The sequence below is a fragment of the Cytobacillus sp. ABV4_503 genome (assembly GCF_056158445.1).
On sequence record NZ_JBSWTH010000001.1, the window covers coordinates 4700522 to 4721346 of the forward strand.

The window sequence follows — 20825 nt, forward strand, 5'->3', positions numbered from 1 at the left end:
TATTATTTTTGTTCTGACTTAATGCCGTATTTCTTATTGAAACGGTCAACACGTCCGCCAGCTTCAGCGAATTTTTGACGTCCAGTATAGAATGGGTGGCACTCAGAGCAAGTTTCAACGCGGATCTCTTCTTGAACAGAACCGGTTTCGAACTCGTTACCGCAAGCACATTTCACCATTGCTTTTTTATAGTTAGGATGAATTCCTGATTTCATTCTTTTCATCTCCTTCCGCCCTGAATCATTCGAAACAGAGTTATATATTACGGGCAATCATGAATTGCCGTAAACTTCAAAAACACACTGTCATCATTATAACAAGTCAAAGTGTTTTTTGCAATAAGCGAATTCGGCATCCTGGATTTTCCAAATGAACTCTTACTGCGAGCGCTTAGCCTTCATTTCTTCAGCCAAATTGGCAAAAAACTCTTCGTTCGATTTTGTCTGTCTTAGCTTGCGAAGCAGTTTTTCGGCGAAATCCGGTGAATCAGACATGGATTTGCGGATTGCCCACAGCTTGTCCAGGTGATCTTTCTGTATAAGAAGTTCTTCTTTGCGCGTTCCGGAACGGCGGATGTCGATGGCCGGGAAGATTCTTCTTTCAGCCAAGGAGCGGTCAAGGTGCAGTTCCATATTGCCTGTCCCCTTGAATTCTTCGTAAATCACGTCATCCATGCGTGAGCCCGTGTCAACGAGTGCAGTTGCCAGAATCGTTAAGCTTCCGCCCTCTTCAATGTTTCGGGCTGCACCGAAGAAACGCTTTGGACGGTGGAATGCAGCCGGGTCAATACCGCCGGAGAGTGTTCTTCCGCTTGGAGGAATAACCAGGTTATAAGCTCTTGCCAGTCTTGTAATGCTGTCCATCAAAATAACAACATCACGCTTGTGCTCAACGAGGCGCATAGCTCGTTCAAGAACCAGCTCGGCCACTTTAATGTGGTTTTCAGGCACTTCATCAAATGTTGAGCTGACCACATCGCCTGCAACTGAACGCTCGATGTCTGTTACCTCTTCCGGGCGCTCGTCAATCAATAGCACGATCAGTTCCGCTTCCGGGTGGTTGGTTGTAATGCTATTGGCAATTTCTTTTAAAAGCATGGTCTTACCTGCTTTAGGAGGAGCGACAATCAGACCGCGCTGCCCGAATCCAACTGGTGCAAGCAGGTCCATAATTCTTGTAGACAGCTGTCTTGTACCTGTTTCCAATTTCATATGGCGGTTTGGATATAAAGGAGTCAGACCAGGGAAGTGAACGCGCTCTTTTGCTGATTCCGGATCATCGCCATTCACGGCTTCTACTTGCAGAAGACCAAAGTAACGCTCATTTTCTTTTGGAGGACGGACCTTTCCTGAAACCTTATCTCCGTTTCTTAAGTCAAAACGGCGGATCTGGGAAGCAGAAATATAAATATCCTCAGAGCTTGGTGAATAGTTGATTGGACGAAGGAAGCCGAATCCTTCTGACTGAATGATCTCCAGGACACCTTCCATGAAAAAGTAGCCTTCCTGCTCTGCTCTTGCTTTTAGGATGGCAAAAATCAATTCTTTTTTCGATAACTTGCTGTAGTAAGAAACTTTATATTCACGGGCAAGTTCATAAAGCTCTTTCAGTTTCATATTTTCTAAACTTGAAATGTTTAAACCCATTTTTACACCACACTTTTGAAATTTTCAATCATTTCCTTCATATGCAGCTGTATAAATATTGAACGGTATATGAAAGGAAAGGGAAAGATACTTTGAGGCACTGAAAATAGCTGAAGAATCTATCATTATGTTCTTAATTAAAGGTTTCGAGGAATGGAACGGTTTATTGTCCGTTTTTCAGTTGATATTAGAGGTATCCTCTTCTTCGAAAAGCGCAAGCGCCCTGCCCGACCCTCGAGGGGTTAGACGCTGGAGCCATTTAAAAAACAATCTCTATTTTACCCCTTAATATGAAAATTAATCAATAACTAAATTTGATATGGAAAATATAGAAGGAAGGAAATGAAAATGAGCAGGCTGGCACAGATGGCCAGCTCTCATTTTCTATCTATCTTTTATGGAAATTATTTAATAACAAGATTTGGCTTTTTCTTTAAACTATGGCGTCCCTCGACAAAGCGGACCGTACCTGATTTGGCACGCATGACAAGCGAATGGGTCGAACCATATGAGCCTTTAAACTGTACGCCTTTCAGAAGCTCTCCGTCTGTTACGCCTGTGGCAGCAAAAATGGCATCATCGCCTTTTACCAGGTCTTCCATAAGAAGGACTTTATTAATATCGAGGCCCATCTTCAAGCAACGCTCAGCCTCTGCGTCATTTTGCGGAAGAAGTTTTCCTTGAATCTCTCCGCCAAGGCACTTAAGGGCTACAGCTGCCAATACGCCTTCTGGTGCTCCGCCTGATCCGAACAGGATATCTACACCTGTCTCATCAAAAGCTGTATTAATGGCTCCAGCTACGTCCCCGTCATTAATTAACTTAATTCGGGCACCTGCTTCGCGAAGCTGGCTGATGATGTGCTCATGGCGCTCACGGTTAAGCACTGTAGCCACGACATCCTGGATATCTTTGTTTTTTGCTCTTGCGACCGCTTTCAAATTATCCAAAACAGAAGCGTTAATATCAATTTGTCCAACTGCTTCAGGACCGACTGCAATTTTGTCCATGTACATATCCGGAGCATGCAGAAGATTTCCGTGGTCAGCTACCGCAAGAACAGCTAAGGCATTCCAGCCGCCGGATGCAACGATGTTAGTGCCTTCAAGCGGATCAACAGCAACATCTACACGCGGGCCATAGCCTGTTCCAAGCTTTTCCCCGATATAAAGCATTGGCGCTTCATCCATTTCGCCTTCCCCGATAACGACTGTTCCCTTCATTGGCACCGTATCGAATACATCTCTCATTGCAGAAGTAGCGGCATCATCCGCTTCATCTTTTAATCCGCGGCCCATCCAGCGTGCTGATGCTAAAGCGGCACCTTCCGTTACGCGAACTAATTCCATTGACAAACTTCTTTCCATCGATTCTTCCTCCCCGGATTCTAAGGCTGGCAGCATGGCGAATGCGGACCGGGTCTTTACCGCCGGCACCGCAAAAGCCCGCCTTAATTTATATTTGTCTGCTGATGTCACTTAAGCTTTGGCCCAAGCAATCATCAGTCAGCTGTCAATATCTCAAGATGTTTCTCTATTTATGCGTTCTTCATTTGTTCCATTTCTTCTTTGCTCATTTCTTCGCGCCAGATTGTGGCACCAAGTCCATTCAGCTTTTCAACAAGATGGCTATAGCCTCTGTCGATATGCTCTAAGCCTGTGACTTCAGTAACTCCCTCAGCCATCAAACCGGCAATTACCAGTGCTGCGCCTGCGCGCAAATCGCTCGCCTTAACTTTAGCGCCCTGAAGCTGGATTGGCCCATTGATGATAGCCGAGCGTCCTTCAACTTTAATGTTGGCATTCATTCTGCGCAGCTCATCAATATGCTTGAAACGGGCACTATAAATGGTATCCGTAACCATGCTTGTCCCTTCTGCACCAGTTAACAGAGAAGTCAGCGGCTGCTGAAGATCTGTAGGGAAGCCAGGATAAACAAGCGTTTTAATATCCACTGCTTTCATTTTCTCAGCTGGCCCGACAAATACCTGGTCGTCGTTCGTTTCAACCTGAACGCCCATTTCGCGAAGCTTTGCTATTAGGGACTCAAGGTGATGGGGGATTACATTGTCAATCAGCACACCTTCTCCGGCCGCTGCACCAACGATCATATAGGTTCCCGCTTCAATCCGGTCTGGGATAATCGTATGCTGGCAGCCATGCAGCTGATCTACGCCATCGATGCGGATCACATCTGTGCCGGCACCCTTGATTTTCGCACCCATATTGGTTAAAAGCGTAGCAACATCAATGATTTCAGGCTCTTTTGCAGCATTTTCGATAATCGTTCTGCCTTTTGCCCTGACAGCGGCAAGCATGATATTGATGGTTGCTCCAACGCTGACAACATCGAGATAAATACGGGCTCCGCGAAGCTCATCGGCACGAAGGTAAATGGCTCCCTGCTCATTGGTCACACGCGCGCCAAGAGCTTCAAAACCTTTAATATGCTGGTCAATCGGCCTTGGCCCCAGATGGCATCCGCCAGGAAGTCCAATAACCGCTTTTTTGAATCGGCCGAGCATCGCTCCCATTAAATAATAGGAAGCGCGTAATTTTTTCACTTTTCCGTTCGGCAAAGGCATGGAAATCATGGAAGAGGGATCTACTGTCATATCATTTCCGGAGAATTCAACAGTGCCCCCTATTTCTTCAAGCAAATCTTTTAGAATTTGTACATCCGAAATATCCGGCAAACCTTCAATTGTCACAGGCGATTCCGCTAAAATGGTAGCTGGAATCAATGCTACTGCACTATTCTTCGCTCCGCTGATCCGGACTGTTCCTTTTAATGGATATCCGCCTGCAATCATTAGCTTTTCCATTTGTAACTCCCTTCTAAGCCGTTGTTAAACACACATGCTGACATTTGACTTCAATATTTAAAAAATTGATAGCCCTTACACCAAAAGCTACACACTACTTTTCTAACCAATTCCGCCAGAAAATAGCCCCAGATTCTATAAGAAACCAAATAGGCTTGTCTATTTTTAATATCGGAAAAATAGTCTTTGGGAAAATATGCACTTACATATTATCATGTATCTGCATTTTGCAACATTGCAAGATGAATAAGGAACAATTTTCCATGTGTTTTTTACATATTCCGACATTATCTTTATCCTATAGTTTACACGAAAAATCAAATCTCATGTATTGTATTCAAAAAAAGTTAAAATTAAGAAAGAAGCACTAAAAGCCGGGGTACAAGTGAAGGGGCTGGCTTTGCTCAAGAAAAACGCAAGCGCCTTGCCCACCCCCGACACCTCGAGGGGGCAGGCACTTGCGCTAGACAGCTCTCAAAGTACAAATAAACAAAGCCAGTTTCCTAGAGTTATTTTTCCGAAGAAAGCCTTATCCTCTTGAGTTCCAGTCTGCCAGGAATGCTTCGATTCCCTTATCTGTAAGAGGATGGTTGAATAATTGCTGGATGACTTTATAAGGAACTGTCGAGATATGGGCTCCTCTTAATGCTGCATCCGTCACATGCTGAGGATGTCTGATGGAAGCGGCAATGATTTCTGTATCAATGTCATGAATTGCAAAGATTTCTGCGATTGTGGAAATGAGCTCCAGACCGTTATGGCCAATATCGTCCAAACGTCCAAGGAATGGAGAAACGTATGTAGCACCTGCTCTTGCAGCAAGCAGCGCCTGGTTTGCACTGAAGATTAAAGTTACATTTGTTTTAATGCCTTCTTTTGAAAAAGCACTTACTGCTTTTAGACCATCGGGGGTCATTGGGACTTTTATTGTGATGTTAGGTGCAATCGCTGCAAGCTCTCTTCCTTCTTTAATCATGCCTTCTGCATCAAGGGCGATAACCTCTGCACTTACTGAGCCTGGCACCAGGTCCGTGATTTCACGCAGACGGTCAGGGAAGGATACATTCTTTTCCTTTGCCACCAATGATGGATTGGTTGTTACTCCTGCTACTACCCCAAGGGCATATGCCTCTTTAATTTCGTCCATGTTTGCTGTATCGATGAAAAACTTCATAATAATCCCACCTTGTTTAATATTTTGATAATTAATGCTGCGGATATCTATGTATTATTAAATAAAGTTGTGATTCTGTAAAGCCTTACATTTGGATGCAGAAATTCCGCCAGCAGGCACTCTGCGAACCGCCGGATAAAATACAGGGAAACCGCCCCTAAATCCAGAAGCGGTTTCTTATGCAATGATATTAATTATGCTTTGTTTGAAGAACCGAACTCGCGCATTTTGCCGATTACAGTTTCTTTAATCGCTTCGCGTGCCGGTCCTAAGTATTTGCGTGGATCGTATACTTCTGTATCTGCTGCCAATACTTCGCGAACGCGTTTTGCAGAAGCAATTTGATTTTCAGTGTTTACATTGATTTTTGCGGTTCCTAAAGAGATGGACTTTTGGATATCCTTTGTTGGAATTCCAGTTCCGCCATGAAGAACTAAAGGAACACCTGTAAGGCTTCCGATCTCTTCCATTTCAGCAAAGCCAAGGTTTGGCTCACCTTTGTATGGGCCATGAACAGAACCAAGTGCCGGAGCAAGGCAGTCGATGCCTGTGCGTTTTACCAGTTCTTCACATTCTTTAGCATCAGCATAAATAACGCCATCAGCTACAACATCGTCTTCCTGTCCGCCGACAGTTCCTAACTCTGCTTCAACTGAAACGCCTTTTGAATGTGCATATTCAACTACTTTAGAAGTAGTCTCAACGTTTTGTTCGAATGGATCATGAGAAGCATCGATCATAACAGATGTGAAGCCTGCATCGATCGCTTCTTTACATTTATCAAAACTTGAACCGTGATCTAAGTGGATAGCCACTGGAACGGTAATTTTGTAATCTTCCAGCAGTCCTTCAACCATCTTTACAACCGTTTTGAAACCGCCCATGTAGCGTGCAGCACCTTCGGAAACACCAAGGATAACCGGTGACTTTTCTTCTTCTGCCGCCTGCAGGATAGCTTGAGTGAACTCAAGGTTGTTTAAGTTAAATTGACCTACTGCATAGCCTTCTGATTTTGCTTTATTCAGCATTTCAGTCATAGAAACTAAAGGCATTTTTCTTCCTCCTTATTGATAATCGTTTAAGTTCATCAGACTAAATACTGTTAAAGTTTTCCCCTTAACACTATCGAATATGTACCCTTAAAATAGTCCGCTAAACAGATACGATCCTTTGGAATTCATCTGTTATCATACCAAAAAGGACTTAGAAAAGCCATTATTCCAGAGCGTTTTTGTTAATTGTCATAAAGCAAACGCTATCATTTTTATAGCGATGGAATTTCAGCTTAAAAACGGATAATTTTGGATTATTTCGAGTTAGGCACAGGCAAATATTTCTTTACCGCTGCCCTGATGTCATCGATATCGAATGGCTTCGCAAAGTGAGTAAGAGCTCCGAGATCCTTGGCCTCCTGAATCATATCGAGCTCGCCATATGCAGTCATGATAATGACGCGGATATCTTTATCCACCACTCTCATTCTTTTTAAGATTTCAATCCCATCCATTCCCGGTATTTTCATGTCGAGAAGAACAAGATCAGGCGAATGCTTGGAAACAATGTCGAGAGCCTGGACTCCATTGGCAGCCTGGTATGTTTCGTACCCTTCTTTCTGTAGTACCTCATTAAGCAAAATACGGATTCCGAACTGATCATCTACAATTAAAATTTTCCCTTTCATCAAGCCACCTCTTCCTGTCGTATTAAAAGCACTTAGGTTTAAAACCATACTGAATTATGACTGCAGGTCACTTAACTATACATTCTCCTACAGCTAATTTCTCTGTGAAACATGATTATTCCTGCTGGTTTTTGCAATTTCAAATGTGAATATTTTACCTTTTCCTCCCTTTTCACTATAATAGAACCGCTAAGTGCAGTGACCGAAGGAGTGAAATAATTGCTTAAGATGTTTTCTACCCAGCTGACAGGGCTGTTTAAAAGACTTCAGGAAAAAGAGGAGTTTTCCATCGAGGACAGCGCACGCCTATTGGCTCAAGCTGCCGCCGGTGATGGAAAAATATATATTTACGGTACTAAAGAAATGGCTGCCATTGGCTATGAAGCCGTTCATAGCCAGGAACCGCTTAGAGATGCAGCGATTTTGGAAAGTGATGCGAAAGTCGCAGAAACAGACAGAGTGATCATCTTCTCAAGACATTCAGATGACAAAGACGCTGCTGCTCTGGCAAAATCATTGTCTGAAAAAGGAATTCCCTTTGTGGCTGTGAGCACAGTTAAGGCGGAAAACAATGTTAACATCTCTGATTTAGCCGATGTCCATATTGATTTGAAGCTTGCTAAAGGGCTCCTTCCTGATGAAGAAGGCAACCGCTTCGGCTATCCGGCATCCATGGCTGCTTTATTTGTTTATTATGGAATTAAGTTTACGATTGAAGAGATTTTGGCGGAGTATGAATAATAGATGAGCAGAATCAGCCCCCAATTTCGGGGGCTGCTGTCATTTTTCTAGTTTGTTCCTTATTGCTGAGCTGGCTTCTTTTGGTGCTTGATTACCTGTAATGGCACTTCCAACGATGACAACATCAGCAATACTATCCTTCAATTCCCCAATTGTTTTTTCTGAAACCCCGCCTGCAATAGCGACTTCGATATCATTTAACCCTTTAACAAGTCTGAATAAAGCGGGATCCGCTATAGAACCCTCTTTCTGCATATCCTTTCCTATATGGAGACAAAATAAGTCCGCTCCCAAATCATATAGGCTCTTAACTCTTTTGGCGTCCTTAATTCCCAGCAAATCAATCATAATTCTTTTATTAGCGGCATTTGCAATCTCTAATGCCTGTTTGATCGTGCTGTTATGTGAAAAGCCCATCACAGTCATAACGTCCGCCCCTGCTTTAAAGGCCTGTTCTGCCTCATGTTTTCCTGCGTCACAAGTTTTCATATCCGCCACAATTGTTTTTTCTGGATAAGCAGCCTTCATTTCCCGAACTATCTTCATACCATATTCTTTAATAACGCCCGTCCCGATCTCAATCCAATCGATATTGTCACAAGTTTCATCTGCGATACGGAAACAATCATGTTCGGTTAAGCGGTCAAGTGCTAGCTGAATTTTCACTTCTATTCTCCTTCTTTTAGAATTGTATTTTTATAAGGAAGCAGCCTGAAACAAAAACCACAGGAATACTTCCTGTGGCTTATTTTTCATATTAAACTCCTGAGTATGCCATAAAGCCGCCGTCAACTGGTACCGTAACACCCGTTACGAAACCAGAATATTCTTCGTCAGCAAGCCACAGCAGCACACCAAGCAAATCTTTTGGCTGGCCAAATCTTTTCATTGGTGTATGAGCAATAATTTTTTCTGATCTGGCCGTATGGGAACCATCTTCATTCAATAATAAATTGCGGTTTTGAGTTGTTAAGAAAAAGCCCGGTGCAATTGCATTTACCCTCAACCCTGTTTCTGCGAAATGCACAGCCATCCACATTGTAAAATTATTAATGGCTGATTTGGCTGCACTATAGGCAGGCACTTTTGTCATTGGCGAATATGAACTCATTGATGAGATATTAATAATGATAGGTGATTCCTGCTTTAGCAGTTCTTTGCCAAAAACCTGGCTGGCTAAAAAAGTCCCTGTAAAGTTGCTGGCAAATACTTGGGAGAAGCCTTTCTCATCCATATCAAAGAAGGACTTTTCAGAAGAAGACTCCACATTATAGGTTTCTACAGAAGTAATGGCATCCGGGTGATTCCCGCCTGCTCCATTAATTAATATATCTACCTGTCCAAAGTGGCTGATCACTTCTTCCCTTGCTTTTTCCAGGGATTCACGGTCTAAGACGTCTGCTGCAACAGCAATCGCTGTTCCCCCTGCTTTTTCAATTTCAGCCGATACTGCAGCTCCCTTTTCTGCCGTACGATTTAGAATCGCCACTTTCACCCCATGCCTTGCGAGCTCCCTGGCCATTTCCGAGCAAAGCACTCCGCTTCCGCCCGTAATCACAGCTGTTTTTGCATTTAAATTTTCATGTATTGGAAACATTCGCATTCTCCTTATTTCTCAGATTGATAGGCATCCCATAATCCGTGAAGATACATGATCCCAAGAGCCCGGTCATATAAACCATATCCCGGTCTGCATTCTTCACCCCAAAGATGCCGGCCGTGGTCAGGACGCACGTACCCCTCATATTGAATCTCTGATAACTCCTTGACGACCCCTTTAATATTGATGGAACCATCTGCTGTTAGATGAGAAGTTTCAATAAAATCGCCATTGTCGAATATCTTTACATTTCGGATATGTGCAAATGGTGATCTTGCGGCAAATTTTCTTGCCAGGTCAACCATGTCATTTTGCGGATTAGCTCCTAGAGATCCTGTACAAAATGTAATGCCATTGGAGGGAGAGCTGGAAATAGATAGGAGTTTCTGCAGACTTTCTTCTCCGGTCATGATACGCGGCAGGCCAAAAATGGACCAGGGCGGATCATCCGGGTGGATTGCCATCTTGATGCCTGCTTCTTCTGCCACTGGCAGTATTTCCTTTAGGAAATAGCGCAGGTTATCCCACAAGTCCTCTGCAGTTATATCCTGATACGCTGCAAATAACTCTTTAATCCGGGACATTTTCTCAGGCTCCCAGCCAGGAAGAGTCAAATCAGAAGCCTCGGAAACCGTTTTAATTAAATCCTGCGGATCCAGATTTTCCACTTTGTTTTTTTCATAAAACAATGCCGTTGAGCCATCTGGAAGTGCACGGTATAAGTCAGTCCGCGTCCAATCAAAGACAGGCATGAAGTTATAACAAATAACTTTAACCCCAAATTCACCCAGGTTCCGAATGGTTTTCTTATAATTTTCTATATGTAGGTCCCTTTCATTGTTTCCAAGCTTAATAGATTCATGTATATTAACACTTTCCACCACATCTGCATGAAACCCAAAGGACTTTATATACTCAACTTCCGATTTAATCTCATCTGTTTCCCAAACTTCCCCGACAGGTTTTCTGTGAAGGGCCCAAACGATTCCTTTCACATTGGGTATCTGTTTCACTTGTTCAAGAGTTACGGTATCATTATCCCTTCCATACCAGCGAAAAGTCATATTCATTTTCCGCCGCCTCCCTTAATTGCTTCGACATATTTTTCACAAAGTGCTTTTACCGACTCTTTGCCGCCGGCTTTGTAAGCCTTGTTTAAGTCACTTCCAATACCGGCTGCGACAGCGCCAGCTTTAAGCCACGCACTGACATTATCCAGATTCACACCGCCAGTGGGCATGATGCTCACCTGAGGCAGGGGTCCATTGACTGCACCGATAAATGATGGATCAAAGCGATTTGCCGGAAACAGCTTTACAATGTCACAGCCGTATTCGAGAGCTGTCACGATTTCAGTTATGGTCATGCATCCAGGAAGATATGGAATACTGTATCGATTGCAAAGCAAGGCTATATCCTTATCAAAATGCGGACTCACTACAAATTCCGCCCCATTTAAAATAGCATGACGGGCTGTTTCCGAATCCAGAACTGTCCCAGCCCCGATTATACCGTCTGAGCCTCTTAAAGTCTGAAACACTTTTTCCGCCTCAGGTGTAGTATAAGTCACTTCAATAGCACGAAAACCTCCTGCTATGGCTGCCTCAGAAATTTCAATCGCTTCTTCAGGTGTTTTTCCGCGCACAACTGCAACCACTTTCGATTCTGTCAGCTGATTAAGTTTCTCTATTTTTAAGTTCATCTAATCTCCCCTTAATCGAAAACAATAACTGCTTTTCGAACCTGGTCAGGATTGTTCTCTACATATTGGAATGCTTCCTTCACTTCACTTATCGGAAAATGGTGGGTAATAAAACCGTTTGATTGAAGCTTTTCTGCATTCAGCAGAGATACAACCTTTTCAAATTGGTTTGTCTGAAGCCGTGAACCGACAATGGTTACTTCTTTTTTAGTGATTGGAAGCTGCGGAATGGATGATGGCCGTTCATCAAACCCCAGCACAACTACTGTGCCGGCAGGCGATACAAGATTTACGCCAAGCTCAAAGGTGGAAGGCAGACATACTGCATCAATCACAACATTTGGCCCTTCACCATCTGTCAATTCCAATACCCGATCTTCTACAGACTCTTCCGATGCATTAATAATTTCATCTGCCCCATTTTCTTTTGCAAATGCCAGTCGCTCCTGCTTCAAATCACTGATGATGACTCTTGCTCCCTGCAGCTTAGCCATTTTTAAAATGCATATGCCTATCGGGCCGCTTCCCTGGATGAATACAGTATCTCCTTCCTCAACGCCCCCGCGCCACACAGCTTGAGCTCCAATAGTGTAGGGTTCAGCCAATACGATTTCATCCCATTCTAAAGATGAATTCACAACATGAAGCTGTTTTTCAGGCAGTACGAAGAATTCCCGCAAGCCTCCATCTTCATGAACACCAAAAACAGATAAAGACTGACATACATTCGGGCGCCCTTTCCGGCATGCATAGCACTCTCCGCAGTAGCGGATTGGCTCCACTACAACATGGTCACCAGGTTTTATTCCTAATACATTTGATCCGACTTCAACGACTTCACCGGCCACTTCATGGCCAACAATTCTTGGATAAGTGGCAAGCGGATTTGTCCCATGGTAAATATGCATATCTGAACCGCATATTCCGACCCTTTTCACTTTCACCAGGACTTCATCGGGATTGCTTATAACTGGTGTTTCTATATCAATAACTTCCATTTCCATTGCACTTGGAATTTGAACTGCTTTCATTTTACTGCCCCCTATTCAAATAAACTTGGAAGAAACAGTGAGATTTGCGGCACAAAAGCCACAAGCATTAAGACTGCCAGACTGACACCTAAAAATGGCAGTAATTCTTTTGCTGTTTTCCCAATTGAGATCTTGCCAATTTGTGATGCTACGAATAGACATACACCAACCGGAGGCGTTACAAGTCCAATAACAAGGTTCAATACCATCATGACACCAAATTGAACCGGATCCATTCCGATGGAAGCCGCTACAGGCAATAACACCGGGAATAGGATGACTAGAGCCGCAATCGTCTCCATGAACGTTCCAACAAATAACAGCAGTAAGTTAATCAATAGAATAACGACAATTGGGTTTGAAGAGATCCCCAGAATGGCATCTGCAACCATTTGAGGAATCTGCTCACTTACCATAATCCAGCCAAACAGGTTGGCAAAGCCTACGAGAAGCATGATAGAAGCCGTACCTGTCATGGAAGAGAGCATAATTTCCGGAATTTTTTTAATTGGAAGCTCTTTATAAACGAAGATTCCAATGACAAAGGCATACAATACTGCAATGACAGAAGCTTCAGTCGGTGTGAAGTAGCCTCCGAGAATTCCATACATAATGATAACTGTCATAAATAGTGCCCAGAACGCTCCAGTGAAGCTTTTCCATATTTCCTTTAATGACTTTCTTTCCCCTTTGGGATAATTTCTTTTAACAGAAATAATATAGGTTGGAATCATTAATCCCAGTCCAAGTAATATCCCTGGCAGAGCACCGGCCAAAAACAGGTCGCCAATAGATACTGACGCAAGTGTCCCCACGATAATCATTGGAAGAGACGGAGGAATAATCGGGCCAACCGTTGATGAAGATGCCGTTACTGCTGCAGAAAAACCTGCTCCGTACCCTTCTTTTTTCATCGCAGGAATAAGAATAGCTCCTATACTGGCTGTGTCTGCCAATGCTGTACCAGAAATGCCTGCAAATCCCATTGAGGATCCTACATTTGCTAAGCCAAGGCCCCCGCGGATATGGCCGAAGCAATTATTTGCAAACTGAATGATGCGATCCGTAATACCGCCAGCATTCATTAAATTTCCTGCCAGAATAAACCCGGGGATACAGAGCAAAACAAAGGAGTTTAGTCCTCCAAACATTTTTTGCGGAATGATGCTTAACGGGATATCAGCCAGAATTAAATAAAAAAGTGAAGACAGGCCAAGGCTGAATGCTACTGGCACGCCCAGGAATATCAGGATTATGAACGAGAAAAACAAAATGGCTGCCATCATAGCTCCCCACCACCCATTTGTGAATTAAAGTCTTCTTCATTTCTAATTAGCCTAATGATTTTGACAATTGAATACAATAATAAAAATGAACTCATGATAAATATTGCAGCGTGGATTACCGACATCTGAAAAGGCATTGTAGCTGAAGTCTGGTTTCCCCCTAGCTGTGTAAAGAACCATCCTTCTTTAACGAGAACCCCGCTTAGCAGTATAATCAGCAAATAAATTCCAATTTCATAATAGCGGCGAAAAGCATGTGACATTTTTGTGAGAATCAGATCCACATTAATAAACTCGCCTCGAAGCAAAGCTAGCGGTGCCCCAAAGCAAATGGAGTATATAAACAAATATCGCGTAAGCTCTTCCGTCCAAATGGCTGTGTAGGGAAGATAGCGCGACATGATTTGGATGGTAACCACGATAATAACCCCAGAAAAACTCATAACAGTCAAGAAGGCTAATATTCGGTCAAGCCAAATTCGAATCTTCATGTTTTCATTCCTTCCTTTAATTAAAGGCACAGCTGGCAAAATAGTCAGCGGTGCCTTTAACTTGTTCCAATAAGACTATTATTCTACCTCTAGAATTTTTTCATAAAGCTCATACTGTTCCGGCTTAAGGCTATCTTTAATCGCAGGCTGCATTTTTTCACGGAAGGCATCCTGGTCAACATCAACAAACTCCATTCCTTCGCTTTCAAGCTCAGACTCTATTTTTGAAATTTCCTCATCATAAAGTTTTTCTCCAAATGCCTGTGCTTCTGCAGCTGCTTCTGTCACAGCTTTTTTCTGTTCATCATTCAGGGCCTCAAACTGCTTGTTCCCAATCAGGATATAAATCCATGAATATACATGCTCTGTACGGTTCACATACTTTTGAACTTCATATAATCCGCCGCTCTGAATTAAGTCAACCGGATTTTCCTGTCCTTTAATAACTCCTTGCTGAAGGCCAGTAAATACTTCATTGAAGTCCATAACCTGCGGCTTAGCGCCTGCAGCTTCCCAAACTTTCAGGAACAATGGAACATTTGGTACACGCATTGAGAATCCCTTCAAATCAGATGGTGCCTCAATAGGCTCACTTGAAGTCAAGTTACGTGGAGCGCGTGTATGATAATACAAAGGAGTCAAGCCAACTTTTTCAGTGATTTCCTTTTCAATTTCTTCACCGATTTCCCCTTCTACAACCGTTTTTACATGGTCAAGATCACGGAAGGCATACGGTACTGCCATTAAAGCAGCTTTAGGTGCCCAGTTTTGCATGGTTTCCCCTGAAATGACCATGTCAGCTGTACCCGCCTGAATGGCATTGATTGTATCTGTTTCTCCGCCAAGAGAGTTATTCGGGAAAATTTGAATTTCAATTTGCCCGTCTGTTTTTTCAGTAACCAGATCTGCAAATTCCTCAGCTGTTTTATGCCAAATGTGATTCTCGTCTGCCAAGTGGCCAAACTTCCACTTGATTACTTCTCCCTCTTGCTTCTCGCCACTTGCCCCATTAGAACCGCCAGAACCGCAGGCACTAAGCATCAAAGTCGCAGCTAAAACACCGGATAACCACTTAAATTTCATTGTTTTTCTCCCCTTTTTTTCTATAGATTTAGTTTGTTAAAAACTGATGTACCGTTGAAGCAATTGTGATCCCTTTTTCGAGATTTCTTTCTTCATTCATTTGTTCAATTTCACCTGGCACAAGAACACTTTTAAAACCGGGAGCTGGAGGGGCCTGACGGATTTCTGCCATCATTTGATCCATATTTCCCAGGAATGCTTCTGCATCCGTGAAGAATGCCGGATTAATTGCACAGAAATAATGGCCAAGCTTCCGCTTCTTATCCAGGTCTCCATACATCTTGGCTACATGCGGCCCAAAAGCTGCACCTGCAAGCAAACCTGAGAAGATATCGACAATCATTGATAGTCCATAGCCCTTAGGCCCGCCAAACGGAGAAAGTGAAACGACCTTGGAAGGATCTCTTACGGTTTCCCCATTCTCGTCCACACCCCATCCTTCTGGAATTTCTTTTCCTTCTTCTTTATATTGAAGAATTTTCCCCAGAGCTACATTCGATGTTGCCATATCCAGGATGAATGGTTTCTGTGTTTTTGCCGGAACGCCATAGGCAATCGGATTGGTTCCAAGGAAAGCATCTTTGCCTCCAAATGGCACGACAATTTTATCGGTATGGGTCATCGCAATTCCAATCAGGTTTTGCTCTGCCGCGTTTTGAACAAAATAACTAAGTGCCCCGCAATGGCTGCTGTTAATGGCTGTTACCATCCCCACACCATTTTCCTTTGCCATCTGGATGGCATGATTCATGGCTTCATCTGCAATGACATGTCCAAATCCGTCATCGCCATCGACTACCCCTGTCACAGGACCAGTTTTATTGAATGTAATCTCCGGATTGGGATTGATTCCTCCCGCATTTAGACGATTCACATAATGTTCAGTACGAAGTACACCATGTGAGTTAACATTTCTTAAATCTGCATGAACCAGTATTTCCGCAACTTTTTCTGCATGTTCATGTATCAAGCCAGCATCTGTTAATTTCTGAACTACTAGCTTCTCAGCTTCTTCATGATGAATTGTCACAGTAGACATAATGATCCCCCTACTCCAGGTTGGTATGTTTCTTGACCATTTCTTCGTTCGAATTTCTTTCTGATAAACTATCAACAATTGCAGCATCTAAGATGAGATGTGCGGCCTGATCAAACTGATTTCCCAGAGGCTGAATCGTATCCGGTTCTCCTGTATGGCGGTATTTTGTTGCCGCAGGAATTTGCATTCCCCCCGTAAAGCACGGCTGATGAATGGCCTCTTTATTAGTGGTTATTAAAAATACTTTTGCCCCCGCCCTGAAGGCGTTTTCAGAAAAACTTATTGTCTGTCCTGTTTTGGCTGAGCCAGATAAAACGATTAATATATCGTCTTTCTGAATGGCCGGTGTTGTTGTTTCTCCCAAAACATAGACCGTTTTCCCGCTATGCATGAGACGCATGGCAATCGCCTTTGCCACTAGGCCTGAACGACCTTCTCCAGTAAAGAAAAAACGAGCGTCACTCTTTAAAAGTGCTACGAAAGATTCGTATTCGTTCTTATCGACATGTGAGCATACTGCTCTCATTTCTTTGAGAATTGTAAAAATTGTATCCATTGTCCACCTCTTATCTTTCAACAATAAGGTCATTATTGATAAATGCGTTTACTTCATTTAGATAAGGAAGACCTTCATTATCTCCTGAGACGGTTGTAACCAGGGCGCCTACGCCATTCGCAAATTGAAGCAGCTTTTCCTTGCTGAAACCGTTCAGCCAGCCATAAACGTATCCTGCATCGAATCCATCTCCGGCTCCGACTGTATCAACTGGAGTCACACGGAAGCTCTCTGCCCGTGTCCAAATACCATCCCGGAATAGCTTTGATCCATTAGCGCCATCCTTTAAGACCAAATCTCTGATGCCATATTCTCTGGCAAAAAGCGCAAGTTCATCTTCTTCTTCCATCCCGCTTATTAACCTGATCTCTTCTAACCCAGTCAGCAGGATATCAACATGCGGAAGAATGTCTTTATACGCTCTTCTCGCTTCTTCGATTGACCAAAGCTTCAGTCTGATATTTGGATCAAAGGAGATTGGAATCTTTTTTTGTTTTGCAGCTTCTATCACTTTAGCGGCAATTTCGATGTTCTTTGGATCAATAGCAAGGAAAACACCTGTAAGATGGACAAGATCTACATTTTCAAACAGTTCTTCCTGAATCATATCCGGTGTCAAAGTTAAAATAGGCGAGTTATACCGGTAATAGAATGTCTTGCCTGATCCATCCTCATTGATTTCCTTAAAGTTAAGTGATGTTGGGCAGCCGCTTACAAAATTCACACCCGATACATCTACGCCCTCTCCCCGAGCGAAGTTATATATGACTCTGCCAAACTCATCTTCCCCCAGCCGGCTAATCCACTTGCTGCCTAACCCAAGCCTTGCACATCCAATGGCAAAGTTGAGTTCTGCACCGCCCACCTTGCGTTCAAACTGGGTAACATATCTAAGTGGCCCTTTTACAGCTGGGTTCAGTGTTATCATGGCATCTCCGATTGTTAAAACTTTGAATGGTGATGACATTATTTTCTCTCCTAACACTCTATAAAGATTCCCGCTCAACTAAAGCAGGAGCGTATCTTTTAATCTCGTATACTTCCTCAAATCGAGGATTTCTAATTAAATCTAATAAAACAGAAGCGGCATCATTGCCAATTTCAAAGGTTGGCTGTTTGATGGCTGTTATCGGTGTTGCCGAGATTTCCAGGAAATCAGAATCATCTACAGCGATAACGCTTACATCTTCGGGAACTTTTAAATTCTTTTTTCTAAAAAATTTCAAAAGTTCAATGAGCGAAAGATCGTTTGTAGCAAAAAATGCCTCTGGTGTTTCTTTACTCATCCACATTTTTTCCAGTTTAGGGATAATGTCTTTTCGTTCTGCAGCAATAATCCAATCATCCTTTACAGGCAAATCATTTTGTTTCAGCTTTTTCTTGTATCCATTTATCCGTTCAATCCGTGGTGTCACTTTTTGGCTTAAGGACATGGATACCAGACCTATTTTCTTATGGCCTTTTTGGACGATTTCCTGAACGGCAATCTCAGCTGCTCTCTCGTTATCCAAAAGCAGTGTCGGATAAATAGCTTTATCAAGCTTTCTATCTACAAAAACAATGGGGAAATTTGAAAGCTTCAGCCGTTTATATTGATCTTCATTTCCGATGGTCGGAAAGATAATCAGACCATCAACTTGTTTTGCTAAAAGCATATCAATGTATGCACGTTCTTTTTCCGGATTATCGTCTGCGTTACAGACAAATAAATGAAATTCATTTTTTTCGCAGACATCTTCAATGGCCCTGATAATTTCTGTCGAAAACGTATGAAGTATATTGGCAACAATCACTCCAATGGTTGATGACTTCTTTTGCTTCAAACTTTTAGCTACGAAATTCGGGATATATCCCAGCTCGCGAATGGCGTCTTCAATTCGCATTTTAGTGGATTCCGCCATATACTCGTAGCGATTATTGATATACTGTGAAACTGTGCTCTTTGATACGTTTGCTTTTTGCGCAACATCTAACATCGTTATTTTTTTCATGTTGTACTATCCTCTCGCAAAACCGATTTAGTAAATCGGTTTAGTAAACCGGTTTAGTGAAAGTATAAATGAAAACCTTTTCAAAATCAATACTAAAATTTCTGAATTTTATTTTTTGCAGAAATCATTCGACAACGATCCGGACAAAAAAAACCCCTCCGAATCCGAAGGGATTTTAACACTTTATTATTTCTCACTAAATTTCAATGACGCCCCGACAAATTCACGGAATAATGGCTGAGGGCGGGTTGGTCTTGAGATAAATTCAGGATGGAACTGGGAAGCAACGAACCAAGGGTGATCCTTCACTTCGATGATTTCCACTAAGCGGCCGTCCGGGCTTGTACCGGAGAAGACAAAGCCTGCTTTCTCCATATCCTGGCGGTAGTGGTTGTTGAATTCATAGCGATGGCGATGGCGCTCATATACCACCTCATCCTGGTATGCCTCAAATGCTTTTGTATCTTCATTCAATTTACAAGCTTGCAGACCAAGTCTTAGAGTTCCGCCTAAATCCTCAATATCTTTTTGCTCAGGCAGAAGGTCGATAATTGGATGCGGTGTTTCAGGAGCAATTTCTGCTGAGTGTGCCCCTTCAAGACCCAGTACATTTCTTGCAAATTCAATGGAAGCCAGCTGCATGCCAAGGCAGATGCCAAGGAATGGCTTTTTGTTCTCACGCGCATATTGAATCGCAAGAATTTTCCCTTCAATGCCTCGGTCCCCAAATCCGCCTGGAACCAGGATTCCATCAACATCCTGAAGCAGTCCATTGACATTATTGCTGTCTACTTCTTCAGAGTTGATCCATTTGATTTCAATATCAGAATCAAAAGCATAACCCGCATGCTTTAAGGCTTCGACAACTGAAATGTAAGCATCCTGCAATTCAACATATTTACCGACAAGGGCAATCCTTGTTTTTCTGGAAAGGTTCAGAACCTTGTCAACCAGCTGTTTCCACTCGGTCATGTCCGCTTCTCCGCAATTCAGCTTCAAATGCTTGCAGACGATTTCATCAAGCTTCTGATCTTGAAGGGATAGCGGTATAGAATATAATGTATCCGCATCTGTTGCTTCAATAACTGCTTCTTTGTCGATATCACAGAATAGCGCAATTTTATCCTTCATATCCTGGGAAATTGGCATTTCTGTACGAAGAACGATTACGTTTGGCTGAATGCCAAGGCTTCTCAGTTCTTTAACACTGTGCTGTGTAGGCTTTGTTTTCATTTCGCCTGCGGCCTTTATATAAGGAACCAATGTACAGTGAATGTACATCACATTATCGCGGCCGATATCGCTCTTAATCTGACGGATCGCTTCAAGGAATGGAAGTGACTCAATATCCCCTACTGTTCCGCCGATTTCTGTGATGACCACATCAGAATTCGTTTCATGGCCTGCACGGAAAACTTTATCCTTGATTTCATTTGTGATATGCGGAATAACCTGCACTGTTCCGCCGTTATAGTCGCCGCGGCGCTCTTTTCTAAGGACGGTTGAGTAAATTTTACCAGTTGTTACACTGCTGTATTTAGTCAGGTTAATATCAACAAAACGCTCATAGTGGCCTAAGTCCAGGTCAGTCTCCGCGCCATCACCTGTTACAAACACCTCACCATGCTGGTACGGGCTCATTGTTCCCGGATCCACATTTATGTAAGGATCGAATTTCTGAATCGTAACCGTTAACCCTCTGTTTTTCAATAAGCGGCCAAGTGATGCTGCCGTGATTCCTTTTCCTAGTGACGAAACAACTCCGCCCGTAACAAAAATATACTTAGTCATGAAAAATTCCCCCTTGATATCAGTTTGTGCATAATGATGCTGGTTTAAAGACTTGATGATAAAAATTCTATTGTTCAGCCTCCGACTTTTCAGCAGAAGCTTATCGCAAAGGGATGGTTTAGCTCTTTTAAAAAGGCACATGGCCTATAAAAAAATAAAAAGCGCTCCTCTTACTTAAGTAAGTAAGGG

General features: G+C 42.9%; 21 protein-coding genes. 1 reads left to right on the top strand and 20 read right to left on the bottom strand.

Annotation, left to right across the window (positions count from 1 at the left end; translation table 11 throughout):
• Nucleotides 1-2: 2 nt before the first annotated feature.
• From rpmE to ACXAD1_RS23465, 7 genes are all read right to left on the bottom strand, one after another.
• Nucleotides 3-215, bottom strand: a complete 213-nt coding sequence (gene rpmE, locus ACXAD1_RS23435; RefSeq protein ID WP_009332279.1) for a 50S ribosomal protein L31 — start codon at nt 213-215, stop codon at nt 3-5.
• A 162-nt stretch (nt 216-377) separates the two neighbouring features.
• Nucleotides 378-1646, bottom strand: a complete 1269-nt coding sequence (gene rho / locus ACXAD1_RS23440) for a transcription termination factor Rho (protein ID WP_113882361.1) — start codon at nt 1644-1646, stop codon at nt 378-380.
• Nucleotides 1647-2050: 404 nt separating this feature from the next.
• The gene (glpX, locus tag ACXAD1_RS23445; RefSeq protein ID WP_009332282.1) at nt 2051-3013 is read right to left on the bottom strand and encodes a class II fructose-bisphosphatase; all 963 of its coding nucleotides are present in this window, start codon (nt 3011-3013) and stop codon (nt 2051-2053) included.
• A 170-nt stretch (nt 3014-3183) separates the two neighbouring features.
• A complete protein-coding gene (locus tag ACXAD1_RS23450; RefSeq protein ID WP_206840759.1) occupies nt 3184-4470 on the bottom strand; it encodes a UDP-N-acetylglucosamine 1-carboxyvinyltransferase in 1287 nt (428 codons plus the stop codon).
• A 529-nt stretch (nt 4471-4999) separates the two neighbouring features.
• Nucleotides 5000-5644 carry a fructose-6-phosphate aldolase gene (gene fsa, locus ACXAD1_RS23455; RefSeq protein WP_474911180.1) on the bottom strand — a complete coding sequence of 215 codons (645 nt, stop codon included), beginning with the start codon at nt 5642-5644 and terminating at the stop codon, nt 5000-5002.
• A gap of 194 nt (nt 5645-5838) precedes the next feature.
• Nucleotides 5839-6696, bottom strand: coding sequence for a class II fructose-bisphosphate aldolase (locus ACXAD1_RS23460; RefSeq protein WP_019380596.1), 858 nt, complete (start codon nt 6694-6696; stop codon nt 5839-5841).
• 254 nt (nt 6697-6950) lie between these two features.
• Complete coding sequence (locus ACXAD1_RS23465; RefSeq protein ID WP_206840763.1) at nt 6951-7328, bottom strand: response regulator; 378 nt, start codon at nt 7326-7328, stop codon at nt 6951-6953.
• Between the two features lie 216 nt (nt 7329-7544).
• Between ACXAD1_RS23465 and ACXAD1_RS23470 the strand changes: the two genes are divergently transcribed.
• A complete protein-coding gene (locus tag ACXAD1_RS23470; protein WP_370221876.1) occupies nt 7545-8066 on the top strand; it encodes a DUF2529 domain-containing protein in 522 nt (173 codons plus the stop codon).
• A gap of 39 nt (nt 8067-8105) precedes the next feature.
• On the opposite strand, the gene hxlA is transcribed toward ACXAD1_RS23470, so the two are convergent.
• The 13 genes from hxlA to ACXAD1_RS23535 form a co-directional block, all read right to left on the bottom strand.
• Nucleotides 8106-8732, bottom strand: coding sequence for a 3-hexulose-6-phosphate synthase (gene hxlA, locus ACXAD1_RS23475; protein WP_474911181.1), 627 nt, complete (start codon nt 8730-8732; stop codon nt 8106-8108).
• Between the two features lie 91 nt (nt 8733-8823).
• Nucleotides 8824-9663, bottom strand: a complete 840-nt coding sequence (locus ACXAD1_RS23480) for an SDR family oxidoreductase (RefSeq protein ID WP_474911182.1) — start codon at nt 9661-9663, stop codon at nt 8824-8826.
• A gap of 11 nt (nt 9664-9674) precedes the next feature.
• Nucleotides 9675-10736, bottom strand: coding sequence for a mannonate dehydratase (gene uxuA / locus ACXAD1_RS23485; protein WP_474911183.1), 1062 nt, complete (start codon nt 10734-10736; stop codon nt 9675-9677).
• Nucleotides 10733-11368: a bifunctional 2-keto-4-hydroxyglutarate aldolase/2-keto-3-deoxy-6-phosphogluconate aldolase gene (locus ACXAD1_RS23490; protein ID WP_474911184.1), complete on the bottom strand. Its 636-nt coding sequence runs from the start codon at nt 11366-11368 to the stop codon at nt 10733-10735. The genes uxuA and ACXAD1_RS23490 overlap by 4 nt, the downstream gene beginning before the upstream one ends.
• Nucleotides 11369-11379: 11 nt before the next feature.
• Nucleotides 11380-12399: a zinc-binding alcohol dehydrogenase family protein gene (locus ACXAD1_RS23495; protein ID WP_474911185.1), complete on the bottom strand. Its 1020-nt coding sequence runs from the start codon at nt 12397-12399 to the stop codon at nt 11380-11382.
• 11 nt (nt 12400-12410) lie between these two features.
• Nucleotides 12411-13685 carry a TRAP transporter large permease gene (locus ACXAD1_RS23500; protein WP_206840777.1) on the bottom strand — a complete coding sequence of 425 codons (1275 nt, stop codon included), beginning with the start codon at nt 13683-13685 and terminating at the stop codon, nt 12411-12413.
• Complete coding sequence (locus ACXAD1_RS23505) at nt 13682-14176, bottom strand: TRAP transporter small permease (protein WP_474911186.1); 495 nt, start codon at nt 14174-14176, stop codon at nt 13682-13684. Before ACXAD1_RS23505 ends, ACXAD1_RS23500 begins: the two co-directional genes overlap by 4 nt.
• A 78-nt stretch (nt 14177-14254) precedes the next feature.
• Nucleotides 14255-15259 (bottom strand): TRAP transporter substrate-binding protein, encoded by a 1005-nt coding sequence (locus ACXAD1_RS23510; RefSeq protein WP_206840780.1) that lies wholly within the window; start codon nt 15257-15259, stop codon nt 14255-14257.
• Between the two features lie 28 nt (nt 15260-15287).
• Nucleotides 15288-16298: an ureidoglycolate dehydrogenase gene (gene allD / locus ACXAD1_RS23515; RefSeq protein WP_474911187.1), complete on the bottom strand. Its 1011-nt coding sequence runs from the start codon at nt 16296-16298 to the stop codon at nt 15288-15290.
• 10 nt (nt 16299-16308) lie between these two features.
• The gene (hxlB, locus tag ACXAD1_RS23520; protein ID WP_370221884.1) at nt 16309-16854 is read right to left on the bottom strand and encodes a 6-phospho-3-hexuloisomerase; all 546 of its coding nucleotides are present in this window, start codon (nt 16852-16854) and stop codon (nt 16309-16311) included.
• A gap of 10 nt (nt 16855-16864) precedes the next feature.
• Nucleotides 16865-17821 carry a sugar kinase gene (locus ACXAD1_RS23525; protein WP_206840786.1) on the bottom strand — a complete coding sequence of 319 codons (957 nt, stop codon included), beginning with the start codon at nt 17819-17821 and terminating at the stop codon, nt 16865-16867.
• A 19-nt stretch (nt 17822-17840) separates the two neighbouring features.
• Nucleotides 17841-18845, bottom strand: a complete 1005-nt coding sequence (locus tag ACXAD1_RS23530; RefSeq protein WP_206840788.1) for a LacI family DNA-binding transcriptional regulator — start codon at nt 18843-18845, stop codon at nt 17841-17843.
• A gap of 186 nt (nt 18846-19031) precedes the next feature.
• A complete protein-coding gene (locus ACXAD1_RS23535; RefSeq protein ID WP_206840790.1) occupies nt 19032-20636 on the bottom strand; it encodes a CTP synthase in 1605 nt (534 codons plus the stop codon).
• Between the last annotated feature and the right edge of the window lie 189 nt (nt 20637-20825).

Bases quoted from the DNA above. Each gene is read 5' to 3' on its own strand.
- rpmE (WP_009332279.1), bottom strand. From the start codon at position 215: ATGAAATCAGGAATTCATCCTAACTATAAAAAAGCAATGGTGAAATGT.
- rho (WP_113882361.1), bottom strand. From the start codon at position 1,646: ATGGGTTTAAACATTTCAAGTTTAGAAAATATGAAACTGAAAGAGCTT.
- glpX (WP_009332282.1), bottom strand. From the start codon at position 3,013: ATGGAAAGAAGTTTGTCAATGGAATTAGTTCGCGTAACGGAAGGTGCC.
- ACXAD1_RS23450 (WP_206840759.1), bottom strand. From the start codon at position 4,470: ATGGAAAAGCTAATGATTGCAGGCGGATATCCATTAAAAGGAACAGTC.
- fsa (WP_474911180.1), bottom strand. From the start codon at position 5,644: ATGAAGTTTTTCATCGATACAGCAAACATGGACGAAATTAAAGAGGCA.
- ACXAD1_RS23460 (WP_019380596.1), bottom strand. From the start codon at position 6,696: ATGCCTTTAGTTTCTATGACTGAAATGCTGAATAAAGCAAAATCAGAA.
- ACXAD1_RS23480 (WP_474911182.1), bottom strand. From the start codon at position 9,663: ATGTTTCCAATACATGAAAATTTAAATGCAAAAACAGCTGTGATTACG.
- uxuA (WP_474911183.1), bottom strand. From the start codon at position 10,736: ATGAATATGACTTTTCGCTGGTATGGAAGGGATAATGATACCGTAACT.
- ACXAD1_RS23490 (WP_474911184.1), bottom strand. From the start codon at position 11,368: ATGAACTTAAAAATAGAGAAACTTAATCAGCTGACAGAATCGAAAGTG.
- ACXAD1_RS23495 (WP_474911185.1), bottom strand. From the start codon at position 12,399: ATGAAAGCAGTTCAAATTCCAAGTGCAATGGAAATGGAAGTTATTGAT.
- ACXAD1_RS23500 (WP_206840777.1), bottom strand. From the start codon at position 13,685: ATGATGGCAGCCATTTTGTTTTTCTCGTTCATAATCCTGATATTCCTG.
- ACXAD1_RS23505 (WP_474911186.1), bottom strand. From the start codon at position 14,176: ATGAAGATTCGAATTTGGCTTGACCGAATATTAGCCTTCTTGACTGTT.
- ACXAD1_RS23510 (WP_206840780.1), bottom strand. From the start codon at position 15,259: ATGAAATTTAAGTGGTTATCCGGTGTTTTAGCTGCGACTTTGATGCTT.
- allD (WP_474911187.1), bottom strand. From the start codon at position 16,298: ATGTCTACTGTGACAATTCATCATGAAGAAGCTGAGAAGCTAGTAGTT.
- hxlB (WP_370221884.1), bottom strand. From the start codon at position 16,854: ATGGATACAATTTTTACAATTCTCAAAGAAATGAGAGCAGTATGCTCA.
- ACXAD1_RS23525 (WP_206840786.1), bottom strand. From the start codon at position 17,821: ATGTCATCACCATTCAAAGTTTTAACAATCGGAGATGCCATGATAACA.
- ACXAD1_RS23530 (WP_206840788.1), bottom strand. From the start codon at position 18,845: ATGAAAAAAATAACGATGTTAGATGTTGCGCAAAAAGCAAACGTATCA.
- ACXAD1_RS23535 (WP_206840790.1), bottom strand. From the start codon at position 20,636: ATGACTAAGTATATTTTTGTTACGGGCGGAGTTGTTTCGTCACTAGGA.